The organism is Staphylococcus sp. HMSC069D12, from assembly GCF_001810405.1.
In the GTDB taxonomy this organism is placed as follows: domain Bacteria; phylum Bacillota; class Bacilli; order Staphylococcales; family Staphylococcaceae; genus Staphylococcus; species Staphylococcus haemolyticus.
In genome coordinates this window covers 1-17762 of the sequence record NZ_KV801104.1, presented here as the reverse complement: position 1 = coordinate 17762, position 17762 = coordinate 1, and the positions used below count along the sequence as shown (strand labels likewise).

The following is a 17762-nucleotide window of genomic DNA, read 5'->3' as shown; positions in this document are numbered from 1 at the left end:
TTCACAATTTGTTTTAATTTTGCTTAGAGGTTAAAATAGAAGTTATAGTCAAAATAGTATAGGAGTGGCGAATTTGTTTTCAAAAGTACATCCTAAAGCAACAATTATAGGAACAATTGCACTTGTTATGGTTGCTTTAGTTACGTATGTATTACCAGTACTTGGATTAATTCTATGTTTATTCGCTACAATTCCAGGTATTATTTTATGGAATAAGTCTATTCCATCATTTGGAATTGGAGCTTTGATCACAGTTATTCTTACCACATTGTTGGGTAATACATTTGTATTAAGTGCCATGATTTTAGTTTTAATACTTAGCTTTATTATTGGCCAATTATTGAAAGAACGTGCCTCTAAAGAACGCATCTTATTTATAGCTACAACATATTTAAGTATATTTACTTTAGTCGCATTTATGTTATTACAAACGTTTAAAAAGATACCTAGCGCTACGACATTAATTAAGCCTTTTAAAGATACAATGCATAATGCTGTTGTAACATCAGGTGTTGAAGCAGATTATAAAACAATCTTAGAAGAAGGCTTCCGTCAAATGGCAGTTCAACTTCCAAGTTTTATTATCATTACGGTCTTTATTTTAGTCTTAATTAACTTAATTATTACATTTCCAATTCTTCGTAAATTTAAAGTAGCTACACCAATTTTTAAACCTTTATTTGCTTGGCAGCTTAACCGTTCATTACTATGGGTATATATGGTTGTTTTACTTTGTGTAATGTTCGCTACTGAACCAAGTACTTTCCAAAGTATCGTGTTAAATTTCGAAGTTGTGTTATCATTACTGATGTATATCCAAGGATTGAGTGTAATTCATTTCTTTGGTAAAGCAAAACGTATACCAAACGCTGTAACGATATTGCTGATGGTTGTGGGGACAATTATTACACCAGCAACACATATCATTGCATTACTTGGCGTACTTGATTTAGGAATTAATTTAAAACGAATGATTAAAAAATGACTTTAAAAAGTGAATAGAGGTGGAATAATGAACCGTCAATCCACTAAGAAGGCGCTACTGATACCATTTATTTTAATGGTACTCACTTCGATTGCACTTGTAGTTGTATGGTTTATCTTTAAACCATTAGTCGCTACAATTGCAGCAGCTATTTTAGTCGTGATGATTATTATTAGCATCGTGTTAGTCAGACAAGCCTTATTGAAAATGGATAATTATGTGGATAACTTAAGTGGTCACATCTCGGCTGGAAGCAACAGAGCAATTAAACGATTACCTATTGGTATGGTCGTGCTTGATGCTGATGACCATATTGAATGGATTAACCAGTACATGTCTGAACACTTAGAAACGAATGTCATCTCAGAACCAGTCAATGAAGTTTTTCCGAATATTTTAAAGCAGCTTGAAAAGGTACAAGAAGTTGAAATCGAACATGGTCAATATCATTACCACGTTCGTCATTCAGAAGAAGAAAGTTGTTTATATTTCTTTGATATTACAGATGAAGTACAAACTAATGAGTTATATGAAGAATCAAAACCAATCATCGCAACGTTATTCTTAGATAACTACGATGAAATTACACAAAATATGAACGACACGCAACGTTCTGAAATCAACTCAATGGTAACGCGAGTGATTAGTCGTTGGGCATCAGAATACAATATTTACTTTAAACGATATAATTCTGACCAGTTCGTAGCGTATTTAAATCAAAAAATATTAGCCGAGATCGAAGAATCTAACTTTGAAATCCTTAGCCAATTACGTGAAAAGAGTGTCGGTTACCGTGCTCAACTAACGCTAAGTATCGGTGTCGGAGAAGGTACGGAGAACTTAATCGATCTTGGTGAATTATCACAATCTGGTCTAGATTTAGCATTAGGTCGTGGTGGTGACCAAGTAGCTATCAAGAATATGAACGGAAACGTGCGATTCTATGGCGGTAAGACTGACCCGATGGAAAAACGTACACGTGTAAGAGCGCGTGTTATTTCTCACGCATTAAAGGATATCTTAACTGAAGGCGATAAAGTTATCATTATGGGACATAAACGTCCTGACTTAGATGCTATAGGTGCGGCAATTGGGGTTTCAAGATTCGCATTAATGAATAATTTAGAAGCTTATGTTGTCTTAAACGAGGAAGATATTGATCCAACGTTACGCCGAGTGATGGATGAAATCGATAAGAAACCTGAGCTGAAAGAACGATTTGTTACATCAGATGAAGCATGGGATATGATGACATCTAAATCTACAATTGTCGTTGTGGATACGCATAAACCAGAAATGGTATTGGATGAGAATATTCTAAATAAAGCTAATCGTAAAGTTGTGATTGACCATCATAGACGAGGAGAAAGCTTTATTTCTAACCCATTATTAGTATATATGGAACCTTATGCAAGTTCGACTGCAGAACTTGTAACAGAATTATTAGAATATCAACCAACTGAACAACGTTTAACACGTTTAGAATCTACTGTTATGTATGCAGGTATCATTGTTGATACACGTAACTTCACATTGCGTACAGGTTCTAGAACGTTTGACGCGGCAAGCTATTTACGTGCCCATGGTGCAGATACGATATTAACGCAACACTTCTTAAAAGATGATGTCGATACGTATATCAATCGTTCAGAACTTATTCGAACAGTTGAAGTTCAAGATAATGGCATTGCAATTGCCCATGGTTCTAACGAAAAAATTTATCATCCTGTTACAGTTGCACAAGCTGCGGATGAGTTGTTAAGTTTAGAAGGTATAGAAGCTTCTTATGTAGTAGCTAAACGTGAAGATAACTTAATCGGTATTTCGGCACGTTCATTAGGCTCTATTAATGTTCAATTAACGATGGAAGCCTTAGGTGGCGGTGGTCACTTAACTAACGCTGCAACACAATTGAAAGGATTATCAATTGAAGAAGCGATTGAACAATTACAACAAGCAATTACAGAACAAATGAGTAGGAGTGAAGACGCATGAAAGTAATTTTCACACAAGATGTTAAAGGTAAAGGTAAAAAAGGCGAAATTAAAGATGTACCAGTAGGGTATGCAAATAACTTTTTAATTAAAAATAATTATGCTGTTGAAGCAACTCCAGGTAATTTGAAACAATTGGAACAACAAAATAAACGTGCTGAAGCAGATAGACAAAAAGAAATTGATGACGCTAAAGCCTTAAAATCAAAATTAGAAGAAGTTGAAGTTGAAGTGAGTGCTAAAACTGGTGAAGGAGGCAAATTGTTTGGTTCTGTAAGTACTAAACAAATTGCTGAAGCACTTAAAACACAACATGATATTAAAATTGATAAACGTAAAATGGATTTACCTCAAGGTATCCATGCATTAGGTTATACAAATGTACCTGTTAAATTAGACAAAGAAGTTGAAGGTACAATCCGTGTTCACACTGTAGAGAAGTAAGAAGCGGGTAAAGTAGTTCTTTGATTATAATCATTAGAACTACTTACTTAAGTGCTAAAGCACTTAAGTTCATTAAAAATTGTGTATTTGAGCGTCATTCAACTACGCTACGTGAACTAATGACTAAAAATTTTCAAATAACAATGTTGCACTATGATTTGTGAAAATTAAGATGGATTTAGAGGTGTAATGATTAATGGATAATATGTATGAGCAAAAGCAAATGCCACATAATAATGAAGCTGAACAATCTGTCTTAGGTGCAATTATTTTAGATCCACAATTGATTAATTCGACTCAGGAAGTGCTCCTTCCTGAGTCCTTTTATAGAGGTGCCCACCAACACATCTTCAGAGCAATGATGAACTTAAATGAAGATGGTGATGAAATTGATGTCGTAACGTTAATGGATCAATTAACGAAAGAAGGTACATTAAGCGAGGCTGGTGGTCCTCAGTATTTAGCGGAACTCTCAAATAATGTACCTACGACACGTAACATTCAGTATTATACTAATATCGTCGCAAACCATGCATTAAAACGCAGATTAATTCAAACTGCGGATAGTATTGCCAACGATGGTTATGATAATGAACTTGAATTAGATGCGATATTAAGTGATGCCGAGCGACGTATTCTTGAATTATCCTCTAATCGTCAAAGTGATGGATTTAAGGATATTAGAGATGTATTAGGACAAGTTTATGAAACAGCTGAAGAGCTCGACCAAAATAGTGGTCAAACTCCGGGTATTCCTACGGGTTATCGTGATTTAGACCAAATGACAGCTGGATTTAACAGAAATGACTTAATTATCTTAGCTGCTCGTCCTTCAGTAGGTAAGACTGCCTTCGCTCTTAACATTGCTCAAAAGGTAGCGACACATGAAGGTAATTATACTGTCGGCATTTTCTCACTTGAGATGGGGGCAGACCAATTAGCAACACGTATGATTTGTAGTTCAGGTAATGTGGATTCAAATCGACTACGTACAGGTACGATGACAGAAGAAGACTGGAATCGATTTACAATAGCAGTCGGTAAATTATCACGTACCAAGATCTTCATTGATGATACACCTGGTATTCGAATTACAGACTTACGTTCTAAATGCCGTCGTTTAAAACAAGAACATGGTTTAGACATGATTGTGATTGACTATTTACAGTTAATTCAAGGTAGTGGTTCACGTGCTTCTGATAACAGACAGCAAGAAGTATCTGAAATTTCACGTACTTTAAAAGCGATTGCTCGTGAATTAGAATGTCCAGTTATTGCACTAAGTCAGTTATCTCGTGGCGTGGAACAACGTCAAGATAAACGACCAATGATGAGTGATATTCGTGAATCAGGTTCTATCGAGCAAGATGCGGATATCGTTGCCTTCTTATATCGTGATGATTATTATAATCGTGGTGAAGGCGAAGATGACGATGACGGTGGAAGTTTCGAACCACAATCGAATGATGAAAATGGTGAAATTGAAATCATTATCGCTAAACAACGTAATGGTCCGACTGGTACTGTGAAGTTACACTTCATGAAACAATATAATAAATTTACAGACATTGATTATGCACATGCAGAAATGTCATAAAAAATATTTTGCCGTACATTAAATTATATTATTAATTTAACGTACGGTTTTTACTTTGTTTTGGTGATAGAATTTGAGCGTAAGTATGTGTAATGATTTTTTGGCAAATGAGTTTAAATCATTGTATTATCAAGGTTTTAACAGTTTTGTTAAATAAATTGACGTTAGAGTGTAGAACTATTATACGCTAAAATTAATGTTCGATTTTTATTTGCATTATGAGGTTCGTATTGATAGAATACTTAATGGTTAATTGAGAAAACTTTGGAGGTGCTCACATGTCATCAATCGTAGTTGTTGGGACACAATGGGGAGACGAAGGTAAAGGTAAAATTACAGATTTCTTAGCGGAACAAGCAGATGTTATTGCACGTTTTTCAGGAGGTAATAACGCAGGTCATACGATTCAATTTGGTGGAGAAACTTATAAATTACATTTAGTGCCATCAGGTATATTTTATAAAGATAAACTTGCAGTTATAGGTAACGGTGTAGTTGTAGATCCAGTTGCATTATTAAAAGAATTAGACGGTTTAAATGAACGTGGTGTATCTACTTCAAACTTACGTATTTCTAACCGTGCGCAAGTCATTCTTCCATATCACTTAGCACAAGATGAATATGAAGAACGTCGTCGTGGTGATAATAAAATCGGTACTACTAAGAAAGGTATTGGACCAGCTTATGTGGATAAAGCGCAACGTATTGGTATCCGTATGGCTGACTTATTAGAAAAAGAAACATTTGAAAGACGTTTAAAAGAAAACATTGAAGTTAAAAATGCATACTTCAAAGGCATGTTTAATGAAACTTGCCCACGTTTCGATGAAATCTTTGATGAATACTATGCTGCAGGCCAACGTTTGAAAGAGTTTGTTACAGATACTTCTAAAATCTTAGATGATGCATTTGTAGCTGAAGAAAAAGTTTTATTTGAAGGTGCACAAGGTGTTATGTTAGATATTGACCATGGTACATATCCTTTCGTAACTTCAAGTAACCCTGTTGCAGGTAATGTAACAGTTGGTACAGGTGTAGGCCCAACTTTCGTATCTAAAGTGATTGGTGTATGTAAAGCATATACATCTCGTGTAGGCGATGGTCCATTCCCTACAGAATTATTTGATGAAGATGGACATCATATTAGAGAAGTTGGTCGTGAATACGGTACAACAACAGGACGTCCACGTCGTGTAGGTTGGTTTGACTCAGTTGTATTACGTCACTCTCGTCGTGTTAGTGGTATTACAGACTTATCTATTAACTCTATCGACGTACTTACAGGTCTTGATACAGTGAAGATTTGTACTGCTTACGAATTAGATGGAGAAGAAATTACAGAATATCCTGCTAACTTAGATCAATTACGTCGTTGTAAACCAATTTTTGAAGAGTTACCAGGATGGAAAGAAGATATCACTGGTTGCCGTACATTAGAAGAATTACCAGATAATGCACGTAAATACTTAGAACGCATCTCTGAATTATGTAATGTACGTATTTCAATCTTCTCAGTAGGTCCAGACCGTGACCAAACAAACCTATTAGAACAATTGTGGTAAAAAAGGTGCGCAAGTGAGCGTTTAGGTTTTGAGTATTTCTGCCGAAAAACCTGCTCACTGTAACCCGTCTATCATTCCAACAATATTAATAATTAGTGAGGCTGGGACAAAATAAAATGTCTCAGCCTACTTTATCATTTTGTCAGTAGCTGACTGATTTGAAAAATGCCCTTGAATCAAGCTTTTTCAAACCTAGTCATCCTTGACGGGGTAACAACGAAATAAACTTTGAGAAAATTTTATTTCTGTCGTGCTCCTGTTTTTTATAAAAATATAAGTGTAAAAAAATCGATAAATATAGCATTTGTAATCTTAAAACCATTGTTATTACAACGTTTATCCAAAAAATTAAGGAATTATAAAAAAATATTAAAATTATGTAAAAAATGTCTTGTCTTCAAAATAAAGCCTGTGCTATAATCTATCTTGTGCTTAAGAATGGCTCCTTGGTCAAGCGGTTAAGACACCGCCCTTTCACGGCGGTAACACGGGTTCGAGTCCCGTAGGAGTCACCATTTTTTAGGTCTCGTAGTGTAGCGGTTAACACGCCTGCCTGTCACGCAGGAGATCGCGGGTTCGATTCCCGTCGAGACCGTATTGCTTATCCAAAAGGATAGGCATTTTTTTATGCCTTCATTTTACTTACACATGTAAATCCACATTTTAAACTTTTTAGATATCCTTTTCAAAAAATCAAAAAATATACTAAAAGCTAAATATCGTAATACATTCTTTAGCATTACAAAAGTATGACGTCGCAACAAAATCTTAATATTATTCTTATGTTTAAAATAGAAAGCTTGCTACTAAACCATTGAGTCGTATCATCATTCTGTAATAATGGGTTAAATGGGCGTCACTACGACTTTTGTCCCGTATTCAAAGGGTTCAACTTATTTGTAATATTAAATTAGAGTGGTAAACTTTAAACGAATATTATTCTATAATTTTAAATATGAAAATAGAATTACATGAATATTAATGGTAAATTATATAGTAGATTAATATGCGCTATAAACTTATTAAAAACGCATCAAATCACAGTTTAATCTTTACTAATTCATAAGAACGAATAATAAAATATAGAACTACAATTTGAGAAATGAGGTTTATAGATATGGCAAGAAAAGTTGTTGTTGTAGATGACGAAAAGCCAATTGCGGACATCTTAGAATTTAATTTGAAAAAAGAAGGATATGATGTTTACTGTGCCTATGATGGTAATGATGCAGTAGATTTAATCTACGAGGAAGAACCAGACATCGTATTATTAGATATCATGTTACCTGGTCGTGACGGTATGGAAGTGTGCCGTGAAGTACGTAAGAAATTCGAAATGCCGATTATTATGTTAACAGCGAAAGACTCTGAAATCGATAAAGTATTAGGTCTTGAACTTGGTGCGGATGATTATGTTACGAAACCGTTCAGCACACGTGAATTAATCGCACGTGTGAAAGCGAACTTACGTCGCCATTATTCACAACCAGCTCAAGAAGTAAGTGGTACGACAAATGAAATTACAATTAAAGATATTGTCATTTACCCAGATGCTTACTCGATTAAAAAGCGTGGGGAAGATATTGAATTAACACACAGAGAATTTGAACTCTTCCACTACCTTTCTAAACATATGGGTCAAGTCATGACACGTGAACATTTACTACAAACAGTATGGGGTTATGATTACTTCGGTGACGTGCGTACAGTAGATGTAACGATTCGTCGTTTACGTGAGAAGATTGAAGATGATCCTTCACACCCTGAATACATTGTGACACGTAGAGGCGTTGGATACTTCCTCCAACAACATGATTAGGGGCTTGCGACTATGAAGTGGCTGAAACAGTTACAATCCCTTCACACCAAGCTTGTTATTGTTTATGTGTTATTGATTATTATTGGAATGCAGATCATCGGTCTGTATTTCACTAATAGTTTAGAAAAAGAACTGACAAATAACTTCATGAAGAATATTAAACAGTATGCGACACAGCTTGAAGTTAACATTGAGCGGATATACAGAGATGATCCCTCTAACGCTCAAAAAGAAGTTCAAAGTTTATTAAATGAGTATGCCAACCGTCAAGAAATTGAAGAAATTCGTTTTATTGATAAAGATCAAATTATCATGGCTACAGCGAAGATATCATCACATAATATGATTAATCAAAAGGTTAACGATAACTCCGTTCAAAAAGCCTTATCGCTAGGTGAATCAAATAGTCACAATGTTTTAAAAGACTATGGTAGCGGTAAAGAGCGAATTTGGATTTACAACTTACCCGTAAAGAATGGCAACGAGACGATTGGTAATATTTACATAGAATCGAATATTAATGATGTATATAATCAGTTGAATAATATTAACCAAATATTCATTATCGGTACTGCGATTTCCCTCTTCATTACCGTTATACTTGGTTTCTTTATCGCGAGGACGATTACAAGGCCGATTACTGACATGCGTAATCAGACGGTAGAGATGTCTAAAGGTAATTATACGCAACGTGTTAAGATATATGGTAATGACGAAATCGGTGAATTAGCTTTAGCCTTCAACAACTTGTCTAAGCGAGTTCAAGAGGCACAAGCGAATACTGAGAGTGAGAAACGTCGTTTAGACTCAGTTATCACGCATATGAGTGACGGTATTATCGCAACAGACCGACGTGGTCGAGTGCGTATCGTCAATGATATGGCGATAAAAATGTTAGGTATGTCTAAGGAAGACTTAATCGGTTATTACATGCTAAGTGTATTGCATTTAGAAGACGAATTCTCATTGGATGAAATTCAAGAGAATAACGATAGCTTCTTATTAGATATGAATGAAGATGAAGGCATCATCGCACGTGTGAATTTCAGTACGATTGTTCAAGAAACTGGATTTGTGACAGGTTACATCGCCGTATTACATGACGTTACAGAACAACAACAAGTTGAACGTGAACGTCGTGAATTCGTTGCGAACGTATCTCACGAATTACGTACGCCTTTAACATCGATGAACAGTTACATAGAGGCACTTGAAGAAGGTGCTTGGAAAGATGATAATTTAGCACCATCTTTCTTATCGGTAACACGTGAAGAGACAGAGCGAATGATTCGTCTTGTTAATGATCTACTACAATTATCGAAAATGGATAACGAATCTGAACAAATTACGAAGGAAATTGTCGACTTCAACATGTTCATTAATAAGATTATTAATCGTCATGAAATGGCCGCGAAAGACACGACGTTTGTACGTGAAATTCCTTCTGAAACCATCTTTACTGAAATTGATCCAGATAAGATGACACAAGTGTTTGATAACGTTATTACTAACGCGATGAAATATTCTCGTGGTGAAAAACGCGTCGAGTTCCACGTGAAACAAAACGCTTTATACAATCGTATGACGATTCGTATTAAAGACAATGGTATAGGTATCCCAATTAACAAAGTGGATAAAATCTTTGATCGTTTCTATCGTGTAGATAAAGCACGTACACGTAAAATGGGTGGTACAGGTTTAGGACTTGCCATTTCGAAAGAGATTGTAGAAGCGCATAATGGAAGAATTTGGGCGAATAGCGTTGAAGGACAAGGCACATCGATATTTATTACACTTCCATGTGAAGTTATAGACGACGGTGATTGGGATGAAGAGTAAAGAGCATATTAAATCCATTATTCTTTTCCTATTAGTTATGATGAGTGTTGTGCTTACGTTTATGGTGTGGAATTTTTCACCAGATTTAAATAATATTGATAGCACAGATAGTAAAAAGAGCAATACTAAGACGATTGGTAAGCCCATGTCTGCCAATATTGAGAATGTGATATCTCCGTATCAAATTGTAGAAGTTAAAGGCGATAAAGTTAAAGGACTGGCACCATCTCGTGCTCAATTGTCTCAAGTAACAGGTACATTGAAGAATCATGAAGTCAGTAAAGTGGAACATATTCATCGAGATTATAATTTAAATATTCCTATGTTAAATGACCACTTTACTGTGCTAGATTTTACTTATGATATGCCGCTAACGACATATTTAGGTCAAGTATTGAATTCATCAGCGAAGGTACCTAAAAACTTCAAATTTAATCGTATTATCGTAAGTCAAAATCCTAAAGAGAATTTAGAGTTGTATGCGATTAGTGAAGATCGTCATGAAGTAATGAAAGTAACATTGACTACGAAAGCTAATCATTTTATTAAAGTGATGGATCATTTGAATAAAGAAATGCAGAAATATTCAGAGGTAATCACAAATAAAGATACGATTGATAAATCAACGCATATATTTGCGCCAAATCGTCCGAAAGACATGCGTTCTTACCGTATGGTTTATGATACGATTCCAGTCGAAACGATGAATGCTATTCTATTTGACGACTCAGTGATTATTCGAAGCGGTAAGAGTGGTTCGACAACGTACAATAATAACACTGGCGTAGCGAACTATAATGATGAAAGTAAGAAATATCATTATAAAAATTTATCTGAAAATGAATCTAGCTCAAGTGATATGGATTCAACGATTCCAAGTACATTTGAATATATAAATGGACATGGTGGATTCTTCAATGATGACTTCCGTCTTTTCAATACAGATAATTCATCTGGTGAATTAACGTACCAACTCTTCCTCAATGGGCACCCAACATTCAATGATCAGCAATTAAATGATATAGAGGTTACTTGGGGAGATAAAGGCATTTATGACTACAAACGTGCGCTATTGCGTTCTAGTGTACCTTTAGAAGGTAAAACGAAGTCACTTGATAGTGTTGAAAGTGTTCGTTCTTCACTCGCAAATAATCATACGATTGATTTTGAAAAGGTAACGAATATGGTCATTGGTTATAAAGAAGATGATCAACCTGATAAAGATGATATAGAAGTGCAACGTAATAGTGAGTTTGTGCCAACATGGTATGTTCAATACGACGGCGATTGGTACGCTTATGAGGATGGGAGGCTTGAATAAATGAATTGGAAACGAACGAAGACATTGTTTATTTTCGTGTTTATTCTAGTTAATATCCTACTCGTATTGATTTACGTGAATAAGGTGACGAAGTCTCAAATTAACGAATCTGAAAGTGATAATGAGGTTAAATTCCAGCAAGAAGAAATTAAAATTTCGAAGGATATTTTAAATAAAGACGTAAGCGGGACGAAGATGCAGATGATTACTGCTAAGTCTAAAGACTTCGAAAGTTATGCGAAGGGTAAGTCGTCATTAGAAGCGGAAGATTCTGGTAATACGTTAACAGGTGAGATTGATAGTACGGTTAATGTGAGTGATAGTAATTTAAGTGATTTAAAAGATTACATCGTGAGTAATGTTTACAATGGTAAGATGTATCAACTTGGTGATGTTACATCTGATACTGTGACATATGAACAGGCTTATGAAGGTTATCCGTTGATGAACAATAATAAAGCGCGTCTACGCTTTAATATCAATGATGGTAAAGCGACAAGTTATGAACAATCGGTAATGAATAATATTGAACCTGCTAAGAGTGATAATAATCCTAAGAAGCAAGTGATTACACCACGTAAAGCAGTAGAAACGTTATACTTTAATCGTTACTTGAAATCAGGCGATGAAGTGATGGACGCAAGACTGGGATATTACTCGGTTGTGAGAGAAACGAATGTGCAATTATTGCAGGCGAACTGGGAAATTAAAGTGAAGCATAAAGGTAAAGAAGACGTGAAAACTTATTATGTTGAAGCAACATCATCAAATCCAAAAGTGATTGATAATTAGGGAGCAGGGTTGTAAAGAAATTCTCAGATGAATATTTACTCATTCTGTTGTGATGCTCGCCTAGGGGGCTGGGTCGAGCATCCGTCTCGACAATCATCCTACTCCCACAGGCGTCACACAACGTCATTCGTAGTTCATTTTTAGAATTTCTTACATAAGTGCTAACGCACTTATGTACATTAATAATCAACATAAGAATCGCGCAACGTCATTCGTTATCACTCATCAGTGCTACTTACTTAAATGTATAAGCTCTTAAATCTACAAATAACATGTTATTTGTAGTGTTGGGCAACATCGCTACGTAACAATCTTCAGACTTCTTCAATAAAATTTAATACACTGTTTCAATAATTAATAAATAAATAAGCTTCTCCTTCCTCTTCTCTTATTTAAGAGAAGGAGTGGTTTAGAGTGTGGGAAGTATAATAAGTGTGTGAGTCTACTAGTGTCTCATGCACTTATTTTATTTATCTATGTTAGTGTTGTACATAAACATGGAATTGGAACTTTAATTTTTGTATTGGTATAGTATAATATAAAGGTATTTTATAGGACTGGATTGTTTCGAATGATGTGGATTGTTCGAAACTTCATTTTTTTAATTATAGAGTGCAAAATATAAGGAATTAGACTGAAGGCACTCTAAAATATAGAGTAAGTTGTCGGAAGTAGAAAGGATGAGTCGCTTGATACGAATGAGTGTATTGGCGAGTGGTAGTACAGGGAATGCCACTTATGTTGAAAGTGATAAGGGCAGTCTATTAGTAGATGTTGGACTCACTGGCAAGAAAATGGAAGATTTATTTAGCCAAATTGATAGAAATATAAAAGATTTAAACGGCATTCTAGTTACTCATGAACATAGTGATCATATTAAAGGATTAGGTGTGCTTGCGCGTAAATATGGTTTGCCGATTTATGCGAATGAGAACACTTGGAAAGCAATTGAGAAGAAAGATAGTAAAATTCCAATGGATCAAAAATTCATATTCAATCCTTATGAAACAAAATCTATTGCAGGTTTTGATATTGAATCATTTAATGTATCTCATGATGCAATTGATCCACAGTTTTATATTTTCCACAATAACTATAAGAAATTTACGATGATTACAGATACAGGCTATGTGTCAGATAGAATGAAGGGTATGATTCAAGGCAGTGATGCCTTTATGTTTGAGAGTAATCATGATGTGGATATGTTACGCATGTGTCGTTATCCTTGGAAGACGAAGCAACGTATTTTAAGCGATATGGGACATGTGTCTAATGAAGATGCAGGACTAGCGATGACTGATGTCATTACAGGTAACACGAAGCGCATTTATCTTTCACATTTATCACAAGATAACAACATGAAAGATTTAGCACGTATGAGCGTTAGTCAGGTTCTAAATGAACACGATATAGATACTGAAAAAGAAGTGCTATTATGTGATACAGATAAAGCACAAGCTACACCGATATACACATTGTAATTATTTAGACGAACGACCTACTTACAAAATTAGTATTTGTAAGTAGGTTGTTTTTACTTATTGAGTTAATTATCTAATAATTTGGACTATACATGATTATTCAAAAGTAACCTTATAATAACAAGATTTAGCCTAAATCTGTGAATAAATATTTAAGACTTACTTAAAGTTATCCCCAAAATTGAATGAAGTTATCCACTTTTGTGTATAATACACACAGAAATACTCACATTATTCACAGACTTATCCACATATATACAAGGATAGTCACATAAAATGGGGATATTTTTTAAAAATATAGCTTAATTCGTATACATTACTGTTATAATTAGAGGGAATTCTGTTAACAAGTTGATAACTTGTGGATAAGTAGGATAACTATTAACATCTATGGAGGATTTTATGAAGATAACAATCTTAGCTGTGGGTAAATTAAAAGAAAAATATTGGAAACAAGCTATATCAGAATATGAAAAAAGACTAGGTGCTTACTCCAAAATTGAAATTATTGAAGTACCCGATGAAAAAGCACCTGAAAACATGAGCGATAAAGAAATTGAACAAGTGAAAGAAAAAGAAGGACAACGACTACTAGCTAAAATCAAACCTCAAGCAACAGTCATCACTTTAGAAATTCAAGGAAAAATGTTGTCCTCAGAAGGATTGGCTGAGGAAATGCAACGACGCATGACACAAGGACAAAGTGATTTCGTCTTTGTCATTGGCGGATCAAATGGATTGCATGAAGACGTCTTAAAACGCAGCAACTACGCACTTTCATTCAGCAAAATGACTTTTCCACATCAAATGATGCGCGTCGTCTTAATAGAACAAGTATACAGAGCATTTAAGATCATGCGAGGCGAAGCATATCATAAGTGACGCGGTTTTTTAGTAGTTGAGTTGTCAATTTAAGTGCAACAACTCAGAAATCAAAATTTCATAAGATGTCTTCCAATTAAGACGCTTTCTAGGGCGATGATTAATAGATTTTAAAGCATAATCCAACTCTTCTTGAGTTACCTTTGCTAAATCTGTTTTCTTAAGGAAAAATTCTCTAAGTAATCCATTAGAATTTTCATTAGTTCCACGTTTCCAAGCAGAGTATGGTTCAGCGTAATATATATCGACATCGTATTGAGATTCAATATTATTGTAACAAGAAAACTCTTTACCACGATCTACAGTAATCGTTTTTACAGCGTTGTTAGGAAAAGATGAAATAAGTTTTTTTATAGCTACTTCCATTGATTTAGAAGAGCGATCAGACATAAGAAAACAAATGTAATAGCGAGATTTTCTTTCTGCGAAAGTAGCCAGACAGCCTTTACTTTTTCCTCTGCTTGAAACAACTGTATCTGCTTCCCAATAACCAAAAGAATTACGTTTTTTAATACTCTTACGACGTTGAGATATAGGTTTTCCAACATTGAAACGACCACGAGTTTCTCTAGGTCGTTGCCTTTTACCTTTTTACCTTAAATAAGGAAATAGATCTAATATAAATGAATTAGCATTAATCCATCGGTAAATTGTTTTAAAACAAATATTGTTTTGAAGTAATCTACCAACTATTTATTCAGGTGACCAAAGCAAATTTAGATGATGGATAATTATGTTAATCAGTTCATTAGTTAATTTAGAAAGACGACCACAATTCTTTGTCGAGTTTCATAATTAGTTTGAGATATTTCAGCAACATAATCATGATTTGATTTATTTCTTTTAATTTCGCGAGAAATGGTGGAAACCAAACGGTTTAACCGTTTGGCAATAGCTCTTAAAGAATAATTTTCTTTTCTAAGAATCTCTATACTTGCACGCTCGGTTATTGTAAGATGAATGTAGCTCATATTGGCACTCCTTGTAAGTGTTTTTGTGGTTATTAACATCTTACAATAAAGTGACGATTATGGACCTTTTTTATGAAAACTTATTAGTGTTGCACTTAATATTACAATTCGTCAGTAGATAAAATTCTTTCGTTTTCATCATAGAAATCCTCCCAATAATTAATAAATTTAAACGATTTGAATGAACACTAAAAGGAGTATAGAGTTTCATTTATTCAAAAACACTTTAACCTTCATTTTGATTATTTGTTAGATGACTCGGAAATTAGAAGTATGAATAAGATTTACAGTAATCTAAATATCATGACGTATTTCAATAGTCAAAACAATGGATTGAAACTTAAAACATTTATAAATGAAGAACAATTGAAATCACTACTTGCGATTAAGAAATGAATGAACATTTAATCTATGATCCAACTATTATCTCGAAAATAGTAGAGGATATAAATAAAGCGCAAAAAGGATTTGTTTTATCTTTTAGTGTGTATCAAAATCCCATTGATACAAGAACGATGATGCCATTTTTAAATTCAATTCAAGAGACCTACGGTCATTTACCTGAATATATTGTAGCTGACGCAGGTTATGGTAGCGAATCAAATTATATGACAATTATAGATAATTTTAATCGAACGTCACTCATGACTTATGGAATGTTTATAAAAGATAAAGCTAAAAAATATAAAAGTGACATCTTCAATACTTAAAATTGGTATTATGACGAAATTAACGATGAATTCATTTGTCAGAACAATAAAAGAATAGGATTCAAAAGATATGCCTATCGCCATGATAAGTATGGTTTTAAACGAGACTTTAAATTATATGAATGTGATGATTGTTCAGAATGTCCGCTAAAACACCAATGTATGAACTTCAATTCAAAAACAAATAAAAAATATAGAAATTTTTAACAAGTATCAAAATCTGAAATTATTAACACTTTGTTTATCGATTATATTTTATATTTATTTGCAAGTACTCAATACAATTTCGTAAAACTATACTCGTTTATGAGAGACATTTATTATAACAATTTTACTAATAAATAAATCATTATTTTTGCTGTCATTATTTGGTAAGAGAATGGTATTACTCTCAGTTTGAACTAATTAGTTTTTTTCTAATCTCACCCTCTCACCCTCACCCACACAAGAATTATAACTAACATTCTGATTTTCATAATAATGTTATGTATCTTTTCCATAAGTTTTATTAGCATATTGTTTTCCGTTAAAAATATTTGTTGAGTATAATAATAGAAATATATATTCGATGAGCAGATTACTAGGATTTAAATTTTTGTTATCAAAAAAATAAAAGATTATTATAAGTAACTGATTTAAGAGGAAATTTATTTACACAAAGAAATATAGTGTGAGAATTATTATTTTCTATTGATGAAAAAATGAAGTTAGGATTTTTTATTTTGTCGTATTCTATTTACTTATAAGTAAATAATTTATTTTACAAAAATTTCACGATATACAAGTATTTTATTGTCATTGCTAAATATTATAATAAATCCTAGTGATACATACCATCTCATATAAATTCATATGCAATTAAATGTATAATATTTAGTTGTATAAAATAATGATATATATTTTATGATTGTTTGAATTTTTCTAATTGTTGAAAATTAAATAGCTATACATTAAAATGAACATGATAAGACTATCAGTATATATGTCATATCAATTTTATTGAAAGGAGACATACAAGGAGTTATGAAGAAAAAAAGAGGTGTGAAATTAGATTTTATCCCTAATAGACTTAATAAGTATTCTATTAGAAAATTTACAGTAGGAACTGCTTCTATTTTAGTCGGAGCTACTTTACTTTTCGGTATAGGTGAAGAAGCAAAAGCGGATGAACAACAAAATAATTCTGTACAATCACAGTCAAATAATTTAAATGATGATGGTCAATCTGAAGAGGCTATAGAAAAACAAACATCAACAGAAAAACAAATTGTAGATCAAGAGAGCACAGAAGAAATTATAACTAATGAACAAGAGGTCTCTAAAGAAGAACAAACAGAAGAAGCACCAGCAGCTGAAGAAACAGAC

At 33.7% G+C, this 17762-nt stretch carries 13 protein-coding genes, 2 tRNA genes and 2 pseudogenes; 16 read left to right on the top strand and 1 reads right to left on the bottom strand.

All coding sequences use genetic code 11. The features are described from left to right. Positions 1-58 precede the first annotated feature (58 nt). The 13 genes from HMPREF2737_RS04715 (at position 59) to rlmH (ending at position 14716) form a co-directional block, all read left to right on the top strand. Positions 59-985, top strand: coding sequence for a YybS family protein (locus HMPREF2737_RS04715; RefSeq protein WP_029376641.1), 927 nt, complete (start codon positions 59-61; stop codon positions 983-985). 27 nt (positions 986-1012) lie between these two features. Further along, entirely contained in the window at positions 1013-2980 is a 1968-nt protein-coding gene (locus HMPREF2737_RS04710) for a DHH family phosphoesterase (protein ID WP_011274371.1), read from the top strand. Further along, positions 2977-3423, top strand: coding sequence for a 50S ribosomal protein L9 (gene rplI, locus HMPREF2737_RS04705; RefSeq protein ID WP_037552508.1), 447 nt, complete (start codon positions 2977-2979; stop codon positions 3421-3423). Before HMPREF2737_RS04710 ends, rplI begins: the two co-directional genes overlap by 4 nt. A gap of 196 nt (positions 3424-3619) precedes the next feature. Then, positions 3620-5020, top strand: coding sequence for a replicative DNA helicase (gene dnaB, locus HMPREF2737_RS04700; protein ID WP_037552507.1), 1401 nt, complete (start codon positions 3620-3622; stop codon positions 5018-5020). A gap of 278 nt (positions 5021-5298) precedes the next feature. Then, positions 5299-6582 (top strand): adenylosuccinate synthase, encoded by a 1284-nt coding sequence (locus HMPREF2737_RS04695; RefSeq protein ID WP_037552505.1) that lies wholly within the window; start codon positions 5299-5301, stop codon positions 6580-6582. Between the two features lie 440 nt (positions 6583-7022). Next, a tRNA-Glu gene (locus HMPREF2737_RS04690) sits at positions 7023-7097 on the top strand. Between the two features lie 7 nt (positions 7098-7104). Continuing rightward, positions 7105-7177: transfer RNA gene (locus HMPREF2737_RS04685), tRNA-Asp, on the top strand. Positions 7178-7699: 522 nt separating this feature from the next. After that, the gene (yycF, locus tag HMPREF2737_RS04680) at positions 7700-8401 is read left to right on the top strand and encodes a response regulator YycF (RefSeq protein WP_011274375.1); all 702 of its coding nucleotides are present in this window, start codon (positions 7700-7702) and stop codon (positions 8399-8401) included. Positions 8402-8413: 12 nt separating this feature from the next. Then, on the top strand, positions 8414-10240 hold the full coding sequence (walK, locus tag HMPREF2737_RS04675; protein WP_037552504.1) for a cell wall metabolism sensor histidine kinase WalK: 1827 nt from the start codon (positions 8414-8416) through the stop codon (positions 10238-10240). Continuing rightward, positions 10230-11561 (top strand): YycH family regulatory protein, encoded by a 1332-nt coding sequence (locus HMPREF2737_RS04670; RefSeq protein WP_037552503.1) that lies wholly within the window; start codon positions 10230-10232, stop codon positions 11559-11561. The genes walK and HMPREF2737_RS04670 overlap by 11 nt, the downstream gene beginning before the upstream one ends. Further along, positions 11562-12353 (top strand): two-component system regulatory protein YycI, encoded by a 792-nt coding sequence (locus HMPREF2737_RS04665; RefSeq protein WP_037552501.1) that lies wholly within the window; start codon positions 11562-11564, stop codon positions 12351-12353. 680 nt (positions 12354-13033) lie between these two features. Further along, the gene (locus HMPREF2737_RS04660) at positions 13034-13834 is read left to right on the top strand and encodes an MBL fold metallo-hydrolase (protein ID WP_011274380.1); all 801 of its coding nucleotides are present in this window, start codon (positions 13034-13036) and stop codon (positions 13832-13834) included. Positions 13835-14236: 402 nt separating this feature from the next. After that, entirely contained in the window at positions 14237-14716 is a 480-nt protein-coding gene (gene rlmH / locus HMPREF2737_RS04655) for a 23S rRNA (pseudouridine(1915)-N(3))-methyltransferase RlmH (RefSeq protein ID WP_037552500.1), read from the top strand. 24 nt (positions 14717-14740) lie between these two features. On the opposite strand, the pseudogene HMPREF2737_RS11250 reads toward rlmH, so the two are convergent. Next, positions 14741-15687, bottom strand: a pseudogene (locus HMPREF2737_RS11250) (IS30 family transposase). 273 nt (positions 15688-15960) lie between these two features. Here HMPREF2737_RS11250 and HMPREF2737_RS11860 point away from each other — a divergent pair. The 3 genes and pseudogenes from HMPREF2737_RS11860 to HMPREF2737_RS11855 all read left to right on the top strand — a co-directional run. Continuing rightward, complete coding sequence (locus tag HMPREF2737_RS11860) at positions 15961-16083, top strand: hypothetical protein (RefSeq protein ID WP_256277616.1); 123 nt, start codon at positions 15961-15963, stop codon at positions 16081-16083. 71 nt (positions 16084-16154) lie between these two features. Then, a pseudogene (locus tag HMPREF2737_RS11245) lies at positions 16155-16589 on the top strand (transposase); the annotation flags it as partial. Positions 16590-17420: 831 nt separating this feature from the next. Continuing rightward, positions 17421-17762: YSIRK-type signal peptide-containing protein (locus HMPREF2737_RS11855; RefSeq protein ID WP_256277615.1), on the top strand; the 342-nt coding region annotated here is incomplete at its 3' end.

What these genes read in the sequence shown, in the direction of transcription:
- HMPREF2737_RS04710 (WP_011274371.1), top strand. Translation starts at nt 1,013, where the DNA reads ATGAACCGTCAATCCACTAAGAAGGCGCTACTGATACCATTTATTTTA.
- rplI (WP_037552508.1), top strand. Translation starts at nt 2,977, where the DNA reads ATGAAAGTAATTTTCACACAAGATGTTAAAGGTAAAGGTAAAAAAGGC.
- dnaB (WP_037552507.1), top strand. Translation starts at nt 3,620, where the DNA reads ATGGATAATATGTATGAGCAAAAGCAAATGCCACATAATAATGAAGCT.
- HMPREF2737_RS04695 (WP_037552505.1), top strand. Translation starts at nt 5,299, where the DNA reads ATGTCATCAATCGTAGTTGTTGGGACACAATGGGGAGACGAAGGTAAA.
- yycF (WP_011274375.1), top strand. Translation starts at nt 7,700, where the DNA reads ATGGCAAGAAAAGTTGTTGTTGTAGATGACGAAAAGCCAATTGCGGAC.
- walK (WP_037552504.1), top strand. Translation starts at nt 8,414, where the DNA reads ATGAAGTGGCTGAAACAGTTACAATCCCTTCACACCAAGCTTGTTATT.
- HMPREF2737_RS04670 (WP_037552503.1), top strand. Translation starts at nt 10,230, where the DNA reads ATGAAGAGTAAAGAGCATATTAAATCCATTATTCTTTTCCTATTAGTT.
- HMPREF2737_RS04665 (WP_037552501.1), top strand. Translation starts at nt 11,562, where the DNA reads ATGAATTGGAAACGAACGAAGACATTGTTTATTTTCGTGTTTATTCTA.
- HMPREF2737_RS04660 (WP_011274380.1), top strand. Translation starts at nt 13,034, where the DNA reads ATGAGTCGCTTGATACGAATGAGTGTATTGGCGAGTGGTAGTACAGGG.
- rlmH (WP_037552500.1), top strand. Translation starts at nt 14,237, where the DNA reads ATGAAGATAACAATCTTAGCTGTGGGTAAATTAAAAGAAAAATATTGG.
- HMPREF2737_RS11860 (WP_256277616.1), top strand. Translation starts at nt 15,961, where the DNA reads ATGAATAAGATTTACAGTAATCTAAATATCATGACGTATTTCAATAGT.